A 20,066-nucleotide genomic window follows, 5' to 3' on the forward strand; every position below is an offset into this window, starting at 1 on the left:
AGTCTTCGGTGGAGCGGTAGTTCAGTCGGTTAGAATACCTGCCTGTCACGCAGGGGGTCGCGGGTTCGAGTCCCGTCCGTTCCGCCACTTATTAAAAGCCCTGATTTAACGCTCAGGGCTTTTTTCTTATCTGCTTACCAATTATTGCTAAATCAGCAAAAATCCTCTGCGTTTTACGACCTTTTTCAGCATAACGCCAGCAGCGATAATCTTCCTCAGTTAACGAACATTACGAATAACGAGGAATGACATGACTATCCCTGCATTAGGCCTGGGCACTTTCCGCCTGAAAGACGACGTTGTTATCGCATCGGTCAAAACCGCCCTTGAGCTTGGCTATCGCGCAATTGATACCGCGCAGATTTATGAAAATGAAGCTGCGGTTGGCCAGGCGATTGAAGAAAGCGGTGTACCGCGTAACGAACTGTTTATCACCACCAAAATCTGGATCGAGAACCTCAGTAAAGACAAGCTGATCCCAAGCCTGAAAGAGAGCCTGAAGAAGCTGCGTACTGACTATGTCGATCTGACCCTGATCCACTGGCCATCTCCGAATGATGCCGTTTCTGTAGAAGAATTTATGCAGGCGCTGCTGGAAGCGAAAGAGCAGGGCTTAACCCGTCAAATTGGTATTTCGAACTTCACCATTCCGTTGATGGAAAAAGCCATCGCTGCCGTTGGCGCAGAGAACATTGCCACCAACCAGATTGAGCTCTCTCCTTATCTGCAAAACCGCAATGTGGTGGCGTGGGCCAAACAGCACGGCATTCACATCACTTCTTACATGACGCTGGCATACGGTAAAGCGCTGAAAGATGAGGTCATTGCACGTATTGCAAATAAACATAACGCAACGGCTGCACAGGTGATCCTGGCCTGGGCGATGGGCGAAGGTTATGCCGTTATTCCATCTTCAACGAAGCGTGAAAACCTGGCCAGCAACCTGTTAGCTGTTGATCTCCAGCTGGATGACGAAGACAAAAAAGCGATCGCTGCCCTGGAGTGCAACGATCGCCTGGTGAGCCCGGAAGGTTTAGCGCCAGACTGGGATTAATATCGACCCACCCTCTGTACGCTTAACCCTCATACAGCTCCTTCGGGAGCTGTTTTTATATGCTCGCTCAGAAAGTCGATAAAGGCACGGATACGCGTGCTCACCGCTCTGTCACTGTAGTAAACCGCACTGAAGGGCATCTCTACCGGCAGACGCTTGTCCGCCATTAACTCCACGAGATCACCGCGCGCAATTTCTTTATCAATCATGTAATCAGACAAACAGGCGATCCCGTTTCCTTCAAGACACAGCTGCTTCAGCGTTTCCCCGCTGTTGGACGACAACCCGCAGGTGATCTCATGCAACTGACCGTCAGGGCAGGCGACAGGCCAGGTATTCAGTGATAACGGCTCGGTGAAACCCAGACACAGATGCTGCTTCAGCTCTTCAACGGTTTCAGGTTTGCCGTGTTCAGCTATGTATTGTGGTGAGGCGATGATTTTACGGTAGCTGGCAAACAGAGGACGCGCGCGCAGGCTTGAGTCCGTCAGGGTTCCCGCCCGGATCGCCACATCGACTTTACGTTCGATAAGATTGATAAAGGTCTCAGAGGAGACCAAAGAGAGCGTCATCTCAGGATAGCGTTCACGGAAAGGTTTAATCAGCGGCATCAGAAAGTGCAGAACTACCGGTGTGGCCGCATCAATACGCAATAGCCCACGCGGTGTGCTGCGCGTTTCCATGATCTCGGTCTCTGCTGCAGCCATCTCCTGTAAGACAGACTGCACCCGGCGGAAGTACCGTTCACCTTCTTCCGTCAGGCTCAACTGCCGCGTCGTGCGGTTGAGAAGACTCACCCCAAGCTTCATCTCAAGCTTTTTCACCGAGCGGCTTACAGCAGAGTTTGCCTGCCCTAACTGCTCTGCCGCGCGGCTAAAACTGCCACTTTCGACGACGGCGACAAAGATTGTCAGCTCTTCCGAGGTTGCTTTCATTGTTGCACCACCTGCAAAATTCTATTGAGATTTTGACCATTTTTGTTATTTAACCACTGGCGCATACTGCCTGTCATCTTAATCCTTATGATACGGAGTATTTTATGCCACTGGCGCTACTTGCCCTGACGATCAGTGCCTTTGCAATTGGCACGACCGAATTTGTTATCGTAGGACTGGTTCCTACCATCGCTAACCAGCTTGCTATCTCATTACCTTCAGCCGGGCTGTTGGTCTCCATCTATGCTTTGGGTGTCGCTGTCGGCGCACCCGTCCTGACGGCATTAACCGGGCGATTCCCGCGTAAGCAACTGTTGGTCGCGCTGATGGTGCTCTTCACGGCCGGCAATATACTGGCCTGGCAGGCGCCGGACTACACGACGCTGGTCATTGCCCGCCTGCTAACTGGCCTTGCTCATGGGGTGTTCTTCTCGATTGGCTCCACCATTGCAACCAGCCTGGTACCCAAAGAGAAAGCTGCATCAGCCATTGCCATTATGTTTGGCGGATTGACCGTCGCACTGGTCACCGGCGTACCATTAGGGACGTTCATCGGGCAACATTTCGGCTGGCGTGAAACCTTCCTCGCCGTTTCTTTACTGGGCGTGATTGCACTGGTGGCCAGCCTGCTGCTGGTACCGTCGAATATTCCCGGCCGTACAAGCGCAAGACTGAGCGATCAGATTAAGGTGCTCACACATCCTCGTTTGCTGCTCATCTATGCCGTTACGGCGCTGGGCTACGGCGGCGTGTTCACGGCATTCACCTTCCTCGCTCCAATGATGCAGGATCTGGCCGGCTTCTCTCCTGCAGCGGTAAGCTGGATTTTACTGGGGTATGGTATCTCTGTGGCGATTGGCAACATCTGGGGAGGTAAGCTCGCGGATAAGCATGGTGCTGTACCAGCGCTTAAGTTTATCTTCGCGGCACTGGTGATTCTGCTGATGCTCTTCCAGTTCACGGCATCGATTCAGTACGCCGCGCTGGTAACGGTACTGGTCATGGGCATCTTTGCCTTTGGTAATGTACCCGGCCTGCAGGTCTACGTGGTACAAAAAGCCGAACGCTATACGCCAAATGCGGTGGATGTGGCTTCTGGTCTGAACATTGCCGCCTTCAACATTGGTATCGCGATCGGCTCTATCGTTGGCGGGCAGACGGTGGAGCACTTTGGATTAACCCAAACCCCGTGGATTGGTGCCGTTATTGTGCTCGTTGCCTTCCTGCTGATTGGTCTGAGCGGGCGCCTTGATAAACCCTCTCGCGTAGCGCTTGGTTAAACCTCAGTAAGTGCTTGCTTACAAAACTGGAAAGAGGTTTCTCAGTAATTGCGTTGAAAGTGTGACCTAAAATCCCTATAACATTAGAACCAGTCCGTTTTCCGGGCTGGTTCATGTTACAGAGGTTGTTTCCAAAAGTGCGAAAAAATACCTATGCCATGCGTTATGTTGCCGGAATGCCCGCGGAGAGGATCTTGCCTCCCGGGTCGTTTGCGAGCCTCAGCCAGGCATTACCTGCCGGTACACCGTTAAGCAGCGATGAAAAAATTCGGGTGCTGGTATGGAATATCTTTAAACAGCAGCGCGCGGATTGGTTATCCGTCCTCAAGAACTTTGGTAAAGATGCCCATCTGGTTCTGCTGCAGGAGGCGCAAACCACGCCTGAGCTGGTAAGGTTTGCGACCACTAACTATCTCGCCGCCGACCAGGTGCCCGCATTTGTATTGCCGCAACATCCCTCTGGCGTGATGACCCTTTCTGCCGCGCATCCGGTTTACTGCTGCCCGCTGCGCGAGCGCGAGCCTATCCTGCGACTGGCAAAATCGGCGCTGGTGACGGTCTACCCACTGCCTGACACGCGGCTGCTGATGGTCGTGAACATCCATGCGGTAAACTTCAGTCTGGGCGTGGATGTGTATAGTAAGCAGTTACTTCCGATTGGTGACCAGATAGCCCATCACAGTGGGCCTATTATTATGGCCGGGGATTTCAATGCCTGGAGCCGTCCACGCATGAACGCGCTGTATCGCTTTGCGCGGGAGATGTCGCTGCGTGAAGTTCGTTTTAGTGATGACCAGCGCAAGAAAGCGTTCGGTCGTCCTCTCGATTTCGTTTTCTATCGTGGTTTGAGCGTGCATGATGCCTCTGTTCTGGTCACTCGCGCCTCCGATCACAACCCGCTACTAGTGGAATTCAGTCCCGGCAAACCTGATTAATATGGTGAGTCAGGTCTGCCGTGGGGCAGGCCGGTTGAGTGCTGCCCTTTACTTTAACCAACGCAAGGACAGTACAATGACAACAACATACTCTCATCACGACAACGTCGAAAAACAGTTTGGTTCCCAGGCAAGCGCCTATCTGACCAGCGCCGTACATGCTTCTGGCCGCGATCTGGTGCGTCTCGGCGAGCGTCTCTCGGCGTTTCCGCAGGCGACGGTGCTGGATTTAGGCTGCGGAGCAGGGCATGCCAGCTTTACAGCAGCGCAGCATGTGGCTCAGGTTACGGCATATGATTTATCCAGCCAGATGCTGGAGGTAGTGGCGGAGGCGGCAAAAGCCAAAGGGCTCAACAATGTCGATACGCGCCAGGGCTATGCCGAATCCTTACCTTTCGAAGAGGCGTCGTTTGACGTTGTTATCAGCCGTTACTCCGCGCACCACTGGCATGATGTCGGCCAGGCATTACGGGAAGTCAAACGCGTGCTGAAGCCGGGCGGAACCGTCATCATTATGGACGTCATGTCTCCGGGTCACCCTGTACGGAACATCTGGCTGCAGACGGTTGAAGCGCTGCGTGACACCTCGCACGTGCAGGATTATTCCAGTGGAGAGTGGTTAACGTTTATCACTGAGGCCGGTTTAATTTCACGTTCACTGATAACCGATCGCTTACCGCTGGAATTTAGTTCGTGGATCGCCCGTATGCGCACCCCGGACGCGTTAAGCCAGGCCATACGGTTGTATCAGGACAGTGCTTCCTCAGAGGTGAAGGCCTACTTTGAATTGCAGGATGACGGTTCGTTTACCAGCGATACCATCATGGTTGAAGCGCAAAAAGCGAAGTAAAAAAAAAGCACCGAGGGGAATCGGTGCCTTTTTATCTTTGTATCGTGTAATCAGGAGTCTGGCGTGGCGCTGTTTTTCACAAACAGTGTCAGCTGGTCGCCTGGTTGCAGATTGTCAGTATCATTATTCCAGCGCATCACATCCTTAATGTTCACGCCGTGTCGTTTTGCGATACTGGACAGTGAATCGCCTTTACGCACGCGATAGGTAATGCTATCGCTGTTATTGGCGAGACGCTGTGCGCTGCTACCCGCACCCACCGTCAGTGTCTGACCCACTCTCAGGCCTGAGCTGCGCAGGTTATTCCACTGCTGCAGATCTTTTGCTGTCACGCCAAGACGTGATGCAATGCCCGAAAGCGTATCACCGCTACGAACCTTATAGCTGCGGCTGTTGACTGATGATGCATCCGCAATCAGCGTTGACTGAACGGCGGCAATTTCACCAGACGCTAAAGACTCACGTAACTGTTCAGCATGTTTCTGCGGAACCATCACATACTGTGGGCCACTCGCCCCCAGCGTTGAGCCTTTAACACCCGCGTTAAAGGTTTTCAGTTTACTTACTGACATACCCGTCATATCGGCAACCTGTTGAATATCAACCGGGTTGCTGAGGCGAACGCGCGCCAGTGCACGACTTTCGTCTGGTGTTGGCAGTTGTACACCGTAACGCTTGCTGTTTTTGAGAATATCACTCAATGCCAGCATCTTCGGTACGTAAATCTTCGTTTCCTGTGGCAGTGAGAGCGACCAAAAATCGGTGGATTTACCCCGTGCTTTATTCGCTTTCATTGCCTTCAGTACACGACCTTCGCCACTATTATACGCCGCAACCGTTAACAACCAGTCGCCGTCAAACATCTTGTTCAGACGTTGCATCATGTCGAGAGCGGCTGTCGTGGAAGCGACAACATCGCGACGCGCATCATAGTTACGGGTCTGTTTCAAACCGTAATTTCGCCCGGTGCTCGGAATGATCTGCCAAATACCTGCGGCATTGGCGCCAGACGTCGCGTGTGGGTCAAAAGCGCTCTCCACTATGGGTAGGAGTACCAGCTCCATAGGCATGTTACGTTTCTTAACTTGCCCGGCTATCCAGTACATATACGGCTCTGCCCGTAACGTTACATCGTGGAGATAGCTCTTATTTCTTAAATACTTCTGTTTCTGTTCGCGAATCCGGCTGTTTTCCGGAATTCCCATCTTTAGCTCGTCGCCAATAGAGGTCCACAAGTTTTGATCCTGCGCGAAAGATGTCCCATCGTCCAACCAACGCGCTGAGCTTGTAAACTTCCCTGCTTCCCCTTGACCAGCTGCAGAAAGGCTCTGTGCGTGCTGTTGTACGTTGCTGCCGTTCTGCGACTGGCAACCAACAAGCAGGACAGAGGCGAGTAAGATCGCTTTTGCCTTCATGTGTGTGTCAATAGTTGCTTAAAAGACGAGCGATGATAACGGCGAAATTTTGAAAAGGCAACCCGCAATTATCTGAAGTTATCTTTCTTTGACCTTAACCATGCAAATCGCTGTTCTGGTTGTTGCAATTTTGTTTCTTGGTTAATTTTATTAATTAAATCAATGTCATCTGTTCTAAGAAATAAATTAATTTTACGCTCGTTTTTCAGAATTACGGGTAGTGTTTTTTGGTTTTTTGCACGTAACTCCTTCACTTTCTGATAGTAATCCTGAATCGCACGATCCTCAGGTAAAATGCTGGCAGAAAACTTCATATTTCCTAATGTATACTCATGCGCGCAACAAATTACAGTATCGTCAGGCAGGGCATTAATTTTTTGTAAAGATTGATACATCTGGGCTGGCGTGCCTTCAAACAGTCTTCCACAGCCGCCAGAAAACAGCGTATCGCCACAAAACAGATAAGGTTTGCTGTAGAAACACAGATGTCCCAAAGTGTGACCTGGTGTAGCAAATACGGAAAACTCCCACTCACGTATGAGGATATTTTTGCCTTCTTCGACTACTTGCGTGATTCCCTTATCTTGTGCCTCTGCCGGTCCGTAAACCACCAGATGCGGGAACCGGGCGCGCAGCTCAGGCACACCGCCGGTATGATCGTGGTGATGGTGGGTCAGGAGGATGGCTTCAGGCTGCCAGCCGTTCTCTTTTATTGCCTGCAGAACCGGGGCGGCCTCTCCGGGGTCGACAATGACGCATCGACGCGCGTCATCGACTAAAACCCAGATGTAATTGTCCTCAAAGGCAGGAATACTGATAAGATTCATACATTACCTCTTATAGCGTGGCGGGTGTTTTGATGAAACCGGCAAGGATACCTCAGACTGTCGCAGCACCGGAACGTTGGGCGGAATTGCCCTGGGGTGAATACTATCGCGAAGCATTAGAACTACAGCTTAAGCCCTGGCTCGCGAAAATGTATGGCTTTCACCTGCTTAAGATTGGCAATCTCAGCGCGGAAATCAATACCGAAAGCTGCGCTATCTCACATCAGGTCCATGTCTCTCTCGGCGGATCGCCCGTTCAGGTGAAGGCAGACCCTTTACATCTGCCGTTTGCGGAAAAGTCGGTTGATGCGTGCCTGCTGGCGCATACGATACCCTGGTGCAGCGATCCTCATCGCATGCTGCGTGAAGCCGATCGCGTGCTGATAGATGACGGCTGGCTGGTGATAAGCGGGTTTAATCCGCTGAGCCTGATGGGGCTACGCAAGCTGGTGCCCGTATTACGCCGCACTCCTCCTTATAACAGCCGGATGTTCACCATGATGCGCCAGCTGGACTGGCTTTCGCTGCTGAATTTTGAAGTGCTCAGCTACGGCGGATTTCAGGTACTGCCCTGGGCCAGAAAAGGGGGCGTTTTGCTGAGTACCCATTTGCCCGCATTAGGCTGCATGCAGTTTATCGTTGCGCGTAAGCGAACCATTCCCCTGACGCTTAACCCGATGAAGCAGAGCAAAACCAAAACGCCAATCCGCCAGACCGTGGGGGCCACGCGGCAGTACAGAACACCGTAATCAGGATTCAGGCTGATAGCCCGCGTCCTCATGTGCCGGGTTAGCGGCCGCCGTCCGCGCCAGTTCATCGCAGCGCTCGTTTTCCGGGTGGCCGGCATGGCCTTTTACCCATTCCCACTTAATATTATGCTGGCCCAGCGCCGCATCCAGCCGTTTCCAGAGATCGACATTCTTGACGGGCTTCTTATCTGCCGTCTTCCAGCCGCGTTTTTTCCAGTTGTGGATCCACTGGGTGATCCCCTGGCGCACGTACTGGCTGTCGGTACTGAGCACCACGTCACAATGTTCTTTTAAGGCTTCCAGCGCCACGATGGCCGCCATCAACTCCATGCGGTTGTTGGTGGTCAGGAAATACCCTTCACTAAAAGTTTTTTCGTGCTGACGATAGCGCATAATCGCGCCATAGCCGCCAGGCCCTGGGTTACCGAGACAAGATCCATCGGTGAAAATTTCTACCTGTTTACGCATCTCTGGTAGACTTCCTGTATTTGAAACGTTCAGTTAAACGATAAGTCTGACATAAATGACCGCTATGAGCACTGCAATTACTCGCCAGATTGTTCTTGATACCGAAACCACCGGTATGAACCAGATCGGCGCGCACTACGAAGGGCACAAGATCATTGAGATCGGTGCTGTTGAAGTGGTGAACCGTCGTCTGACGGGGAACAACTTCCACGTCTATCTCAAACCCGATCGGCTGGTGGATCCCGAAGCGTTCGGCGTTCATGGTATTGCCGATGAGTTCTTGCTGGATAAACCGACCTTCGCGGAGGTGGCGGACGAATTTCTGGACTACATCAAAGGCGCAGAGCTCGTCATTCACAACGCCTCGTTCGATATCGGCTTTATGGACTACGAGTTTAGTAAACTGCAGCGCGATATCCCCAAAACGAACACCTTCTGCAAGGTCACTGACAGCCTGGCGCTGGCCAGGAAGATGTTCCCCGGCAAGCGTAACAGCCTCGATGCGCTCTGTTCACGTTATGAAATAGACAACACCAAGCGAACGCTGCACGGGGCATTGCTCGATGCCCAGATCCTGGCGGATGTCTATCTGGCGATGACCGGCGGTCAAACGTCAATGAAGTTCAGCATGGAGAATGAATCTCAGCAGACGCAGGGCGAAGCGGGAATTCAGCGTGTTGTTCGCCAGGCCAGCCGCTTGCGGGTTGTTTTAGCGAGTGATGAAGAGCTTCTCAACCACGAATCTCGTCTGGATCTGGTCCAGAAGAAGGGCGGAAGCTGTATGTGGCGTGCGTAAGGCATGCCAGAATGCCTGTAAAATCACCGTTCGGGTGATTTTTGCAGCAAACGATTCAAAACGTGAGAAAAAGCGTTGACGAGTTCAGAGGCAAACCGTAATATGCGCCTCGTTCCCAAGGGAACACAGCGGAGCGGTAGTTCAGTCGGTTAGAATACCTGCCTGTCACGCAGGGGGTCGCGGGTTCGAGTCCCGTCCGTTCCGCCACTATTCAGGCCCACGTTATTTATAACGTGGGCCTTTTTCATTTCTGCGTTTCCTCAATCCTGAATTTCTCTCGTCTACCCGGCCCGTTGCTGTCGTCACGCGGTGAACGGCTGAGTTCCTGTTTAATTTATTTTTTATTAAAAATCTCATTCTGTTATTTTTATTAAAATAATCAATTTGATTTATTATTCTTTTCGTGTAAGTTCTTAACCGTTAATTATTCTTTTCCTCCTCCTTCCTTGTTCACTCATTAATAGCTTTTTGATGTCAACTATTCCTAATGCGGCGTAGACCGTTGCGTGGTTTTTTCCTACCCATATAAAGAGGTCAGACATGATAGTTTTAAGCATCATGTCGATGAACCCTGTGGACATGAATTATCTCAGAAAGGTTTCAACGTAAGGTAGTTCAGGGTGTATCAACAAAAAAGTTTATATATCCACAATTTAGTGAGTGAAATTCACCAAGGACTTTAAGTATGACGGACAATAAAGTCATTTTAGCGGTCAATAACGGAGACGGAAAAACTCGGTTGTTGACCGCAGATGCAGGCCGGACGGTTAAGGTAAAACTTATCCCCGGCAATAAATATTTATTGAAGAATATTAACGACGACTTCGCTCCAGAAAATATTACGCTGCAGCGCGTAGACAAGGCGCTGCACATTATCCAGGAAGGCGATACACAGCCAAGCATAATTATTGAAGATTACTTCAATGGTGATCCTAACAACCCGGTGCTGATGGGCATGGCGGAAGATGGATTACTCTACGCCTATGTTCCTCTGTCGGGCGAAAGCTACGACACCGGCTATCTGATGGCTGACGGCAGCATGTCTCCTGTGGCGTTAGGCGGAGAACCGTTAGGCGCGGGTGGGCCTCTTCTGACGGCACCGGATGACGACAACGACATGCTGTTTGGCATGCTGGGATGGTTTGCACTTGCGGCGGCGGGTGTAGGGGCTGCTTTCGCGCTGTCTGAGATGGACAAAGACGACGGCGATAACCACTCCACGCCTGATAAGCCGAGCATCGGCACCACAATGGATGATGAAGGCTCAATCAAAGGCCCGTTAAAATCAGGTGATACGACCGATGACTCAACGCCGACGCTGACCGGTAAAGGTAAGCCTGGTGATACCATCCATATCTACGATAACGACAAAGAGATCGGCTCCGTTATCGTCGATGATGAAGGCGAGTGGAGCTATACGCCTGATAAGCCACTGGGCGAAGGCGAGCACGAGCTGACCGTCGTGGAAAAAGATCCTGACGGCAACGCGAGTCCTCCATCAGACCCGATTGTCATCGTTGTTGATACGGTTGCGCCAAAAGCGCCAACGATTGAACACATCATGGACAAAGTGGGTAAAACCACCGGTGAAATTCATGATGATGCTTACACCGACGATCCTCAACCGGAAATGAGCGGCACCGGTGAAGCTGGCGCAACGATCGCAATTTACGATAACGGTAAAAAGATCGGCGAAACCACCGTTAATGAGGATGGCCGTTGGTATTTCAAACCGTCCGAAAACCTCACTGACGGTAGCCACAGCATCACGGTCAGCCAGACGGATAAAGCGGGTAACGTCAGCGAACCGTCTGATGAGCGTGATTTTATTGTATTGACTGAACCTCCGGGAAAAGCAGAAACGCCTGAGGTGATTGACAATACCGGTCCGGTAACCGGTCCGCTCAAACCGGGCGATGTGACGGATGACAGTCAGCCTTCTTTCAGTGGAGAGGGAACACCGGGCAATACCATCATTATCAAAGACAATGATAAAGAGATCGGCTCGGTTATCGTCGACGACGAAGGTAAATGGTCATTTACACCTAAGGATGAACTTGCCGAGGGTGAACATAATGTCGTGGTCGTTGAGGAAGATCCGCTCGGCAATGAAGGCGATCCTTCCGATCCGATTCAGATTATTGTGGATACCACGCCGCCAGCCAAACCGGATATGGCCGATTCCCTGGATAATACCGGGCCGATTACGGGCCAGCTGAAAGGCGGTGACGTCACGGATGAAACCCGTCCGGTATTCAGCGGTAAAGGCGAACCGGGCGACACCGTGACCATTTATGATGGTGACGAGGTGCTTGGCACAACCGTTATTGACGATAAAGGCAACTGGACGCTGAAACCAGAGAAACCGCTGGGTGAAGGCGACCACAGCATCACCGTTACGCAGACGGATAAGGCGGGCAATACCAGCGACCCCTCGGAAGCGCTGGAGTTTGAAGTTGACACTACCGCGCCTGATGCTTCAGCAAATGTTCTGAATATTACCGCCGTTGCGGATGACGTAGGCGATCGTCAGGGCAATGTAGCCAGCGGTGACATCACCGATGACAGCAAACCGCTCATCAGTGGTATCGGTGAAGCAGGGAACACCGTCTTTGTCTACACCACCGACTCTTCCGGCAAACACCTGATTGGTACAGCGGTGGTAGGCAGTGATGGCCCCCGAAGCGGCGAAAAAGCCGGACTTTGCCGCCCATCCCGTCTGCTCCGGTCCTTATAAATTCGACAGCCGCGTCTCCCAGGACCGCATTGTTCTGACTCGTTTCGACAACTACTGGAATAAAGACGCTTACCACTTCGACAAGATCATCTACCTGCCGATCCCGGATGCCTCCGTGCGTCTGGCGAACCTGCGCGCGGGCGATCTCGATCTGACCGAGGGCATTGCTGCCAGCGACGTTAAAACCGTCGAAGCCGACAGCAAGCTGGCGCTGGCGAAGGTGACCGGCCTCGGGTATCAGGGCATCACCTTCAATATCAATAATGGCAAGGTGCCAGCGAACGATCCGTTCAAGGACGCCCGCGTGCGTGAAGCGTTCTCTCAGGCCATTGACCGCGATGCGCTCAATCAGGTGGTCTTTGAAGGACTCTATACGCCTGCCAACCAGCCGTTTTCGACGGTAAGCCCGTATCACGTCAACCTGCCGGTGCCCCCGCGTGACGTCGACAAGGCGAAAGCGCTGCTTAAAGCCGCAGGCGTCGCGACGCCGCTGAACGTGAATCTGCTGGTGCCGAACAACCCAACCTCGCAGCAGGTCGGCCAGGTATTGCAGGCGATGGTGGCCGAGGCGGGCTTTACCCTGAATCTGCAGATGACCGAGTTCGCCACGCTGCTCGATCGCCAGCAGAGCGGTGATTACCAGCTGAGCTTCTCCGGCTGGTCAGGACGCCCGGACCCGGATGGCAGCATCTACGGTTTTATCCACAGCAAAGGGACGCTAACGACGGCCGTTACAGCAACGCGCAGGTCGATGAGTGGCTGACCCAGGCGCGTCTCAGCAACGATAAAGCCGTTCGCCAGCCGCTGTACGACAAGGTAGTGAAGCAGCTGCAAACCGACATGCCGATTGCCTACCTCTACTTTGAGCCGCGCATTTTCGGCCTGAACAAAAGCGTGCAGGGCTTTAAGCCGTACCCGGACGGCATCGTGCGTCTGGCCGGTGTGACGCTGGCGAAATAACCGTCCCGAGGAGAGACCATGCTGGAACTGATTTGCAAACGGCTACTGCTGGCCATTCCGACGCTATTGCTGGTGAGTATGATGGTGTTCGGGCTGCAGAAGCTGCTGCCCGGCGATCCGCTCATCGCCATGGCGGGCGAGGAGCGCGATCCGGCGGTGATCGCCCAGCTGCGCGCTGAACTCAATCTGGATGCGCCCATCCCGGTGCAGTATTTCCACTGGCTGACGCGCGCGCTGCAGGGCGATCTTGGGGTCTCCTTACGCACGCACGAACCGGTGACCGAGCTTATCGCCAGCAAACTGCCGGTCACGCTGGAGCTGTCGCTGCTGGCGATGATCATCGCCCTGGTGTTCGGCATCAGCATGGGGATCCTCGCGGCGGTGAACAAAAACAGCTGGGTCGATCACGGGGCGAACTTTGTGGCGATCTCCGGGATCTCGATACCGCACTTCTGGCTCGGGATCCTGCTGATACTGGTCTTTTCGGTCAATCTGCAGTGGCTGCCGGCGTCCGGGTTTGTGCCGTTTAGTGAAGATCCGGTGCAGAACCTGCGGACGTTGCTGCTGCCTGCCGCCGTGCTCGGCACCGGGCTGGCGGCCACGCTGATGCGCCATACCCGCGCCTCCATGATCGCCGTGCTCAAAGCTGACTACATCCGCACCGCGCGGGCCAAAGGGCTGCTGCCAAAAGCCGTCATTATCAAGCATGCGTTTCGCAACGCGCTGGTACCGGTGATCACGCTTACCACGCTGCTGTTCGGCGAGCTGCTGGGCGGCGCGGTGCTGACCGAGCAGGTCTTCACCATTCCGGGATTTGGCAAAATGATCGTCGACTCGGTGTTTAACCGCGACTACGCGGTGGTGCAGGGCGTGGTGCTGATCGTGGCGATTGGCTTCCTGTTGCTGAACCTGCTGGCCGATGTGCTGTACGTTCTCATCAATCCGAAAATGCGAGGTTAACCATGGCGGAACTGACAACTCAAACCGTTGCGCCGGTTCTGCCCCGCGCGCAGAACCGGGTGCTGAAGAAATTTCTCGCCAATAAAAGCGCGGTGATCGGCGCGGTGATTGTGGGCTTCTTTGTGCTGGTGGCGCTGCTTGCACCGTGGATCGCGCCGTTCGATCCGGTGAAGGCGAATTTCCTCGCGGTGCGTAAAGCGCCCTCGGCGATGTACTGGTTCGGCACCGACGAGCTGGGGCGCGATATTTTATCCCGCATTATCTGGGGAGCCAGAACCTCGCTGATGGCGGGGTGTATGTCGGTGGCCATCGCCGTGATCATCGGCGTGCCGCTGGGGCTGGTGGCTGGTTACTTTCAGAAGATGTGGGATGGGGTGATCTCACGCGTTATCGAAGCGCTGCTGGCCTGTCCGTTTCTGATCATGGCGATCGCCCTCGGGGCGTTTTTAGGGCCAAGCCTGACCAATGCCATGATCGCCATTGGCCTTTCCGCGATGCCGATCTTCGCCCGTCTCACGCGCGGCCAGGTGATCGCCATTCGCAACGAAGAGTACATCGACGGCGCGCGGGCAATTGGCCTGCCGGATCGCTGGATCATCATCAAATATGTCCTGCCGAACGTGATGTCACCCATTCTGGTGCAGGCCACGCTGGCCATTGCCTCGGCGATTATCGCCGAAGCCAGTCTCTCGTTTCTGGGTCTGGGGCAGCAGCCGCCGAACCCCTCCTGGGGCTCAATGCTTAACACCGCCAAAGGCTTCCTTGAGCAGGCGCCCTGGATGTCCGTCTTCCCCGGCGTGGCGATTTTCCTTGCCGTGCAGGGCTTTAATTTACTCGGCGACGGGCTGCGCGATGCGCTCGATCCGCGCCACGACTAAGGAGTCATGATGACCAAAGCGCTTGATTTTACGTCCGGTTACGCTTCACGACGCCCGCCGATGATGGGCCATAACGCGGTTGCCACCTCGCAGCCGCTGGCGGCGCAGGCGGGAATGAAGATGCTGCAGCTGGGCGGCAACGCCGTTGATGCGGCTGTCGCCACCGCGATGGCGCTGACGGTGGTTGAACCCACCGGTAACGGGATTGGCAGCGATGCCTTCGCCATCGTCTGGGATGGCGAAAAGCTCCACGGCCTGAACGCCTCTGGCCGCTCGCCTGCGAGCTGGCATGCGGATCTGTTCGCTGGCAAAACGGCGATGCCGGAAATCGGCTGGGATGCGGTAACCGTGCCCGGTGCGGTATCGGGCTGGGTGGCGCTGGCGGAACGTTTTGGCACGCTGCCGCTGACCACGCTGGCGCAGCCTGCCATTGAGTATGCGCGTAACGGTTTCCCGGTTTCGCCGCTGATTGGCCATCTCTGGCAGCGCGGTTATAACAAACTCAAAGACCAGCCGGGCTTTAGCGCCTGCTTCGCACCGGAAGGCCGCGCCCCGCGCGTAGGGGAGATCTTCCGTAACCCGGCGCAGGCGAACTCGCTGGAGCTGATTGCAAAAACCAACGGCGAGGCGTTTTATCGGGGCGAGCTGGCGCAGAAAATTGCCGCCTTCGCCAAAGCGCACGGCGCCCATCTGACGGCTGAGGATCTGGCGAACCATCGTGTGGACTGGGTGGATCTGTTGTCGCGCGACTTTGCCGGCGGTTCGGTGCAGGAGCTACCGCCGAACGGGCAGGGGATCGCCACGTTGATTGCGCTCGGCATTCTGGAGCAGTGCGGCATTGAGCACCATCATCCGGACTCCGTGCAATCCCTGCATTTATCCATTGAGGCGATGAAGCTGGCGCTGGCGGATCTCGACCGCTACGTGGCGGATGAAGCGCACATGGAGTTTGCGGCTAAAGAGCTGCTGAGCGACCATTATCTGAAATCGCGCGCGGCGCTTATCGACCCTGATAAAGCCTCGGATTTTGAGTACGGTTCGCCGACGCAGAGCGGCACGGTCTACATCAGCACCGCGGATGCCAGCGGGATGATGGTTTCGTTTATCCAGTCCAACTATATGGGCTTTGGTTCAGGGATTGTGGTACCGGATACCGGCATCAGCCTGCAAAACCGCGGCTGCGGATTTGTGCTGGATCCGAAGCACCCGAACGCGCTGGCGGGCAGCAAGCGTCCGTTCCACACCATCATTCCGGGTTTTGCGATGGACGGCAACGGCCAGCCGCTGATGTCTTTTGGTGTGATGGGTGGGCCAATGCAGGCGCAAGGGCATATGCAGATGGCGCTGCGGATCATGCTGCACGGGCAAAACCCGCAGGCAGCAATCGACGCCCCGCGCTGGCGCGTGGTGCAGGGCCGGGAGGTGATCGTCGAATCGACGTTCGATCGCAACACCATTGCTGCCCTGCGTGAACGTGGCCACCACATCGTCGTGGAAGATCCGCTCCAGGAGTATAACTTTGGCGGTGCGCAGGTGATTTACCGGATGCCGGAAGGGCACTACGTGGCCGCGACGGAGAGCCGCAAAGACGGGCAGGCGCTGGTGAGTTGATTAACGCCCGGTGGCGCTGCGCTTACCGGGCCTACGCTGTGCTTTTTGTAGGCCGGGTAAGGCATAGCCGCCACCCGGCTTTTTTCAGCCAATACTAAACGGATCCGCATCCTGCCAGGCGGGGAACTTCTCGCGATACTCCTTCAGCGCCGTCAACGACAGCTCGGCATCAATGCGCGTCGCCTGATGCGGTTCGGCGGTGGCGATGATCTCGCCCTGCGGATTCACCACCCGGCTATCGCCCCGGTAGTGATGTCCGTTGCCGTCTGTTCCCACGCGGTTACACCCCACCACGTACGCCTGGTTTTCAATTGCGCGTGCCACCAGCAGCGACTGCCAGTGCAGGGAGCGCGGCGCAGGCCAGTTGGCGACATACAGCGCCAGGTCGTAATCGTTGCGGTTGCGCGACCAGACCGGGAAGCGCAGGTCGTAGCAGACCAGCGGCAGAATACGCCAGCCGCGCCATTCAAACACCACGCGTTCGTTGCCGGCTTGATAATGATGATGCTCATCGGCCATGCGGAACAGGTGACGTTTATCGTAAAAATGGACCTTCCCCTCCGGCTCAACCAGCAGGAAGCGGTTCACCGGGCCGCGTTCCGTTTGCAGGGCGGCACTCCCGGCGATTAGCGCGTTGGTCTGCTGCGCTTTGGCGTGCATCCAGGCGACCACCTCATCCTGCGGCATCGACTGTTGTGCGGCTTCCATCGCGAAGCCCGTGGTGAACATCTCCGGCAGGACAATCACATCGCGCCCGGTAATGCCTTCCAGTTGACGATCAAAGTGGCGCAGGTTGGCAGGGCCATCCATCCACACTAAAGGTTGCTGCAAAATAGAAATCTTCAGACCAGGCACAATTCAGACTCCTCAAACGACCCTTTTTGACACTGTAGCACGACATAAAGAGAAAAGATGGCAATAAAAAACCCCGCACGTGGCGGGGTTTTTCAGGACGAAACGCGTTAAGCGGCTTCAGGTTTGCGGTGTTTCTCCGGCAGCTTTACCGGCTGTGTCGCCAGCTCGTCCGGTTCGAAATCATCGACGTTAATGCTGCGCAGACGGCTCTCTTCGGCTTTCACCAGGAGTGCGGCTTCGCTGTTGTCAATGATGCCACCCGCCAGCGCCTGTTTCGCCAGTTCATCCAGGCGGGTAAACGGCAGGTTTTTGCCCAGCTGTTTACAGATCTTCTGGTGAATCGGGTCGGCGGCCATCACGTCCAGCAGCGCCTCTTCCAGCAGACCCACCGGGTTATGTGGCGTTGGCGCCAGATACTGACCGCGGCCGATACGTGAGCGGGTTGCGCTCGGTACCTGCAGGATTTTCGCCACTTTATGATCCAGCTTGTCAGACGGCGCCAGATGATGACGACCGGTCGGGAAGATCGCCACGCGCAGGGCACCTGCCACCAGACGGTTAGGGAAGTTCACCAGCAGATCGTCAATCGCCTGCTCGGCCTGATACAGCGCATCCTGCACCCCCCAGTGCACCAGCGGCAGATCCGCTTCCTGACGGCCTTCGTCGTCGTAGCGTTTCAGTACCGCAGAAGCCAGGTAGAGCTGGCTCAGCACATCACCCAGACGGGCAGAGATGCGCTCGCGACGCTTCAGGCTACCGCCCAGCACTGCCATGGAGACGTCGGACAGCAGCGCCAGGTTGGCGCTCAGCCGGTTCAGATGCTGGTAATAACGTTTTGTCGCATCATGGGTTGGCGTGGCGCTGGTCAGCCCGCGGGTCAGACCCAGCCAGAAGCTGCGCACTTTATTGCTGCCTACATGACCGATATGTTTGAACAGCAGCTTGTCGAAGGCATCCACGTCGTTGTTCTGCGCGGCGGCCATCTCTTCCAGCACGTACGGATGGCAGCGAATCGCCCCCTGGCCGAAGATCATCATGCTGCGGGTCAGGATGTTTGCCCCTTCTACGGTGATGGCGATCGGTGCGCCCTGATAGCCACGCGCCAGGAAGTTGCCTTCGCCGAGCATTATGCCTTTACCACCTGCGATATCCATTGCATCAATGATCGACTGTTGTGCGCGGTGGGTGCAGTGGTACTTCACAATCGCGGACAGTACGGCCGGTTTTTCACCCAGCATAATGCCGTAGGTAATTAACGACGCGGCGGCATCCATCACGTAGGCGTTGCCTGCGATACGCGCCAGCGGCTCTTCGATCCCTTCCATCTTGCCGATGGAGATTTTGAACTGACGACGGATGTGCGCGTAGGCACCAATCCCCATCGCCACCGATTTCAGCCCGCCGGTTGAGTTCGACGGCAGAGTAATGCCGCGACCAACGGACAGACATTCCACCAGCATACGCCAGCCCTGACCGGCCATTTTCGGCCCACCGATGATGTAATCAATCGGGACAAAGATATCCTGACCGCGGGTCGGACCGTTCTGGAACGGCACGTTCAGCGGGAAGTGGCGACGACCAATTTCAACGCCCGGGGTAGAGGTGGGGATCAGCGCACAGGTAATGCCCAGATCTTCTTCACCACCCAGCAGTTTTTCCGGGTCGGAGAGTTTAAACGCCAGGCCCAGCACGGTAGCGACAGGCGCGAGCGTAATGTAGCGTTTGTTCCAGGTCAGGCGCATACCCAGTACCTGCTCGCCCTGCCATTCGCCCATGCAGACCACACCGGTATCCGGGATGGCGCCTGCATCGGAACCCGCTTCCGGGCTGGTCAGTGCGAAGCATGGAATTTCCTGACCGCGTGCCAGACGCGGCAGATAGTGATCTTTCTGCTCTTTTGTACCGTAATGCTGCAGCAGTTCGCCCGGGCCTAAGGAGTTAGGTACGCCCACGGTGATCGCCAGGATCCCGGAGACGCCAGCCAGTTTTTGCAGCACGCGAGCCTGAGCGTACGCGGAGAATTCCAGACCGCCATACTCTTTTTTGATGATCATCGCGAAGAAGCGATGCTCTTTCAGGTATGCCCACAGCTCCGGCGGCAGGTCGGCCATTTCATGGGTGATGGCAAAGTCATTGGCCATACGGCAGGCTTCTTCTACCGGGCCGTCAATAAAGGCTTGTTCTTCCGCTGTCAGACGCGGCTGCGGGTAGTTATGCAGTTTTTTCCAGTCCGGGTTGCCCTGGAACAGATCGCCTTCCCACCAGGTGGTACCGGCGTCAATCGCTTCTTTCTCGGTGCGCGACATCGGTGGCATCACTTTGCGGAAACCTTTGAATACCGGCGCGGAGATCATCGACTTACGCATCGGGGCAAAGTTAAACGGCAGAAGGATGATGGCCAGCGGCACTAAAAGCCAGATATTCCAGAGACCTGCGACGCCAAGCACAGCCGTCCAGGCCAGAAGAATCAGGCTGCTCAGGAATAAACTTACACGGTGATAGAACAGCACACCGAGCAGGACAACGGTTGCGAGAATGCTCAAAATCATCATAAAGAAAAGCTCCCTTGCTTGTAGGAGGTCTGACCACTTGTGATGATATGGTTGTAGTTGATGTTATTTCCTTTAGCAATGTGTTTACAAAATAATTACAACCTGGTTCACATTGTTCGTTTGTTTGCCGGCACGAAAACGCAAAACGTCAGACGATTCGCATCCCTTTAGCTTCTCGCTTTTATTGCTATCCGGTACACTCCA

16 protein-coding genes, 2 tRNA genes and 1 pseudogene are annotated in these 20,066 nt (G+C 54.9%); 13 read left to right on the plus strand and 6 right to left on the minus strand.

What is annotated here, in order from left to right:
• Window positions 1-10 precede the first annotated feature (10 nt).
• Together ACOTZF_RS22305 and dkgB are read left to right on the plus strand one after the other, a co-directional pair.
• Window positions 11-87: transfer RNA gene (locus ACOTZF_RS22305), tRNA-Asp, on the plus strand.
• 163 nt (window positions 88-250) lie between these two features.
• Window positions 251-1,054 carry a 2,5-didehydrogluconate reductase DkgB gene (gene dkgB, locus ACOTZF_RS22310; RefSeq protein ID WP_013095681.1) on the plus strand — a complete coding sequence of 268 codons (804 nt, stop codon included), beginning with the start codon at window positions 251-253 and terminating at the stop codon, window positions 1,052-1,054.
• Window positions 1,055-1,083: 29 nt separating this feature from the next.
• Here dkgB and yafC read toward each other — a convergent pair whose 3' ends face one another.
• The gene (gene yafC / locus ACOTZF_RS22315) at window positions 1,084-1,989 is read right to left on the minus strand and encodes a DNA-binding transcriptional regulator YafC (RefSeq protein ID WP_129253484.1); all 906 of its coding nucleotides are present in this window, start codon (window positions 1,987-1,989) and stop codon (window positions 1,084-1,086) included.
• Between the two features lie 104 nt (window positions 1,990-2,093).
• Here yafC and ACOTZF_RS22320 point away from each other — a divergent pair, with 104 nt between their 5' ends.
• The 3 genes from ACOTZF_RS22320 to ACOTZF_RS22330 all read left to right on the plus strand — a co-directional run bounded on the left by ACOTZF_RS22320 (window position 2,094) and on the right by ACOTZF_RS22330 (window position 5,054).
• The gene (locus tag ACOTZF_RS22320) at window positions 2,094-3,269 is read left to right on the plus strand and encodes an MFS transporter (RefSeq protein WP_029882849.1); all 1,176 of its coding nucleotides are present in this window, start codon (window positions 2,094-2,096) and stop codon (window positions 3,267-3,269) included.
• 137 nt (window positions 3,270-3,406) lie between these two features.
• Window positions 3,407-4,204, plus strand: coding sequence for an endonuclease/exonuclease/phosphatase family protein (locus ACOTZF_RS22325; protein WP_038420885.1), 798 nt, complete (start codon window positions 3,407-3,409; stop codon window positions 4,202-4,204).
• Window positions 4,205-4,280: 76 nt separating this feature from the next.
• Window positions 4,281-5,054 (plus strand): class I SAM-dependent methyltransferase, encoded by a 774-nt coding sequence (locus ACOTZF_RS22330; protein ID WP_129318023.1) that lies wholly within the window; start codon window positions 4,281-4,283, stop codon window positions 5,052-5,054.
• Between the two features lie 50 nt (window positions 5,055-5,104).
• On the opposite strand, the gene mltD is transcribed toward ACOTZF_RS22330, so the two are convergent.
• Both mltD and gloB read right to left on the minus strand, forming a co-directional pair.
• Window positions 5,105-6,469, minus strand: coding sequence for a murein transglycosylase D (mltD, locus tag ACOTZF_RS22335; protein ID WP_013095686.1), 1,365 nt, complete (start codon window positions 6,467-6,469; stop codon window positions 5,105-5,107).
• A 68-nt stretch (window positions 6,470-6,537) separates the two neighbouring features.
• Window positions 6,538-7,296, minus strand: coding sequence for a hydroxyacylglutathione hydrolase (gene gloB, locus ACOTZF_RS22340; protein ID WP_029882852.1), 759 nt, complete (start codon window positions 7,294-7,296; stop codon window positions 6,538-6,540).
• Between the two features lie 32 nt (window positions 7,297-7,328).
• Between gloB and ACOTZF_RS22345 the strand changes: the two genes are divergently transcribed.
• Complete coding sequence (locus tag ACOTZF_RS22345; RefSeq protein ID WP_129253487.1) at window positions 7,329-8,045, plus strand: class I SAM-dependent methyltransferase; 717 nt, start codon at window positions 7,329-7,331, stop codon at window positions 8,043-8,045.
• On the opposite strand, the gene rnhA is transcribed toward ACOTZF_RS22345, so the two are convergent.
• Window positions 8,046-8,513 carry a ribonuclease HI gene (rnhA, locus tag ACOTZF_RS22350; RefSeq protein WP_013095689.1) on the minus strand — a complete coding sequence of 156 codons (468 nt, stop codon included), beginning with the start codon at window positions 8,511-8,513 and terminating at the stop codon, window positions 8,046-8,048.
• Window positions 8,514-8,577: 64 nt separating this feature from the next.
• Here rnhA and dnaQ point away from each other — a divergent pair, with 64 nt between their 5' ends.
• The 7 genes and pseudogenes from dnaQ (at window position 8,578) to ACOTZF_RS22385 (ending at window position 16,455) form a co-directional block, all read left to right on the plus strand.
• On the plus strand, window positions 8,578-9,309 hold the full coding sequence (gene dnaQ / locus ACOTZF_RS22355) for a DNA polymerase III subunit epsilon (RefSeq protein WP_013095690.1): 732 nt from the start codon (window positions 8,578-8,580) through the stop codon (window positions 9,307-9,309).
• A 130-nt stretch (window positions 9,310-9,439) separates the two neighbouring features.
• A tRNA-Asp gene (locus tag ACOTZF_RS22360) sits at window positions 9,440-9,516 on the plus strand.
• Between the two features lie 1,042 nt (window positions 9,517-10,558).
• On the plus strand, window positions 10,559-12,046 hold the full coding sequence (locus ACOTZF_RS22365) for an Ig-like domain-containing protein (protein WP_241692344.1): 1,488 nt from the start codon (window positions 10,559-10,561) through the stop codon (window positions 12,044-12,046).
• Window positions 11,976-13,006, plus strand: a pseudogene (locus tag ACOTZF_RS22370) (ABC transporter substrate-binding protein); the annotation flags it as partial. The gene ACOTZF_RS22365 and the pseudogene ACOTZF_RS22370, both read left to right, overlap by 71 nt.
• A gap of 18 nt (window positions 13,007-13,024) precedes the next feature.
• Window positions 13,025-13,966: an ABC transporter permease gene (locus ACOTZF_RS22375; protein ID WP_013095722.1), complete on the plus strand. Its 942-nt coding sequence runs from the start codon at window positions 13,025-13,027 to the stop codon at window positions 13,964-13,966.
• A gap of 2 nt (window positions 13,967-13,968) precedes the next feature.
• Window positions 13,969-14,844, plus strand: a complete 876-nt coding sequence (locus ACOTZF_RS22380) for an ABC transporter permease (protein WP_129253449.1) — start codon at window positions 13,969-13,971, stop codon at window positions 14,842-14,844.
• 9 nt (window positions 14,845-14,853) lie between these two features.
• Window positions 14,854-16,455: a gamma-glutamyltransferase family protein gene (locus ACOTZF_RS22385; protein ID WP_020686309.1), complete on the plus strand. Its 1,602-nt coding sequence runs from the start codon at window positions 14,854-14,856 to the stop codon at window positions 16,453-16,455.
• Window positions 16,456-16,539: 84 nt separating this feature from the next.
• Here ACOTZF_RS22385 and ACOTZF_RS22390 read toward each other — a convergent pair whose 3' ends face one another.
• Both ACOTZF_RS22390 and fadE read right to left on the minus strand, forming a co-directional pair.
• The gene (locus ACOTZF_RS22390) at window positions 16,540-17,310 is read right to left on the minus strand and encodes an amidohydrolase (protein ID WP_029882429.1); all 771 of its coding nucleotides are present in this window, start codon (window positions 17,308-17,310) and stop codon (window positions 16,540-16,542) included.
• 107 nt (window positions 17,311-17,417) lie between these two features.
• Window positions 17,418-19,862, minus strand: a complete 2,445-nt coding sequence (gene fadE, locus ACOTZF_RS22395; RefSeq protein WP_020686311.1) for an acyl-CoA dehydrogenase FadE — start codon at window positions 19,860-19,862, stop codon at window positions 17,418-17,420.
• Between the last annotated feature and the right edge of the window lie 204 nt (window positions 19,863-20,066).

This window comes from Enterobacter cloacae complex sp. SHL021, assembly GCF_049237765.1.
GTDB classification, from domain to species: Bacteria; Pseudomonadota; Gammaproteobacteria; order Enterobacterales; family Enterobacteriaceae; genus Enterobacter; species Enterobacter cloacae.

Coding starts and splice junctions, on each gene's coding strand:
- mltD (WP_013095686.1), bottom strand. CDS start 6,469: ATGAAGGCAAAAGCGATCTTACTCGCCTCTGTCCTGCTTGTTGGTTGC.
- ACOTZF_RS22375 (WP_013095722.1), top strand. CDS start 13,025: ATGCTGGAACTGATTTGCAAACGGCTACTGCTGGCCATTCCGACGCTA.
- rnhA (WP_013095689.1), bottom strand. CDS start 8,513: ATGCGTAAACAGGTAGAAATTTTCACCGATGGATCTTGTCTCGGTAAC.
- gloB (WP_029882852.1), bottom strand. CDS start 7,296: ATGAATCTTATCAGTATTCCTGCCTTTGAGGACAATTACATCTGGGTT.
- ACOTZF_RS22380 (WP_129253449.1), top strand. CDS start 13,969: ATGGCGGAACTGACAACTCAAACCGTTGCGCCGGTTCTGCCCCGCGCG.
- fadE (WP_020686311.1), bottom strand. CDS start 19,862: ATGATGATTTTGAGCATTCTCGCAACCGTTGTCCTGCTCGGTGTGCTG.
- ACOTZF_RS22365 (WP_241692344.1), top strand. CDS start 10,559: ATGGATGATGAAGGCTCAATCAAAGGCCCGTTAAAATCAGGTGATACG.
- ACOTZF_RS22345 (WP_129253487.1), top strand. CDS start 7,329: ATGAAACCGGCAAGGATACCTCAGACTGTCGCAGCACCGGAACGTTGG.
- ACOTZF_RS22385 (WP_020686309.1), top strand. CDS start 14,854: ATGACCAAAGCGCTTGATTTTACGTCCGGTTACGCTTCACGACGCCCG.
- dnaQ (WP_013095690.1), top strand. CDS start 8,578: ATGAGCACTGCAATTACTCGCCAGATTGTTCTTGATACCGAAACCACC.
- dkgB (WP_013095681.1), top strand. CDS start 251: ATGACTATCCCTGCATTAGGCCTGGGCACTTTCCGCCTGAAAGACGAC.
- ACOTZF_RS22320 (WP_029882849.1), top strand. CDS start 2,094: ATGCCACTGGCGCTACTTGCCCTGACGATCAGTGCCTTTGCAATTGGC.
- ACOTZF_RS22330 (WP_129318023.1), top strand. CDS start 4,281: ATGACAACAACATACTCTCATCACGACAACGTCGAAAAACAGTTTGGT.
- yafC (WP_129253484.1), bottom strand. CDS start 1,989: ATGAAAGCAACCTCGGAAGAGCTGACAATCTTTGTCGCCGTCGTCGAA.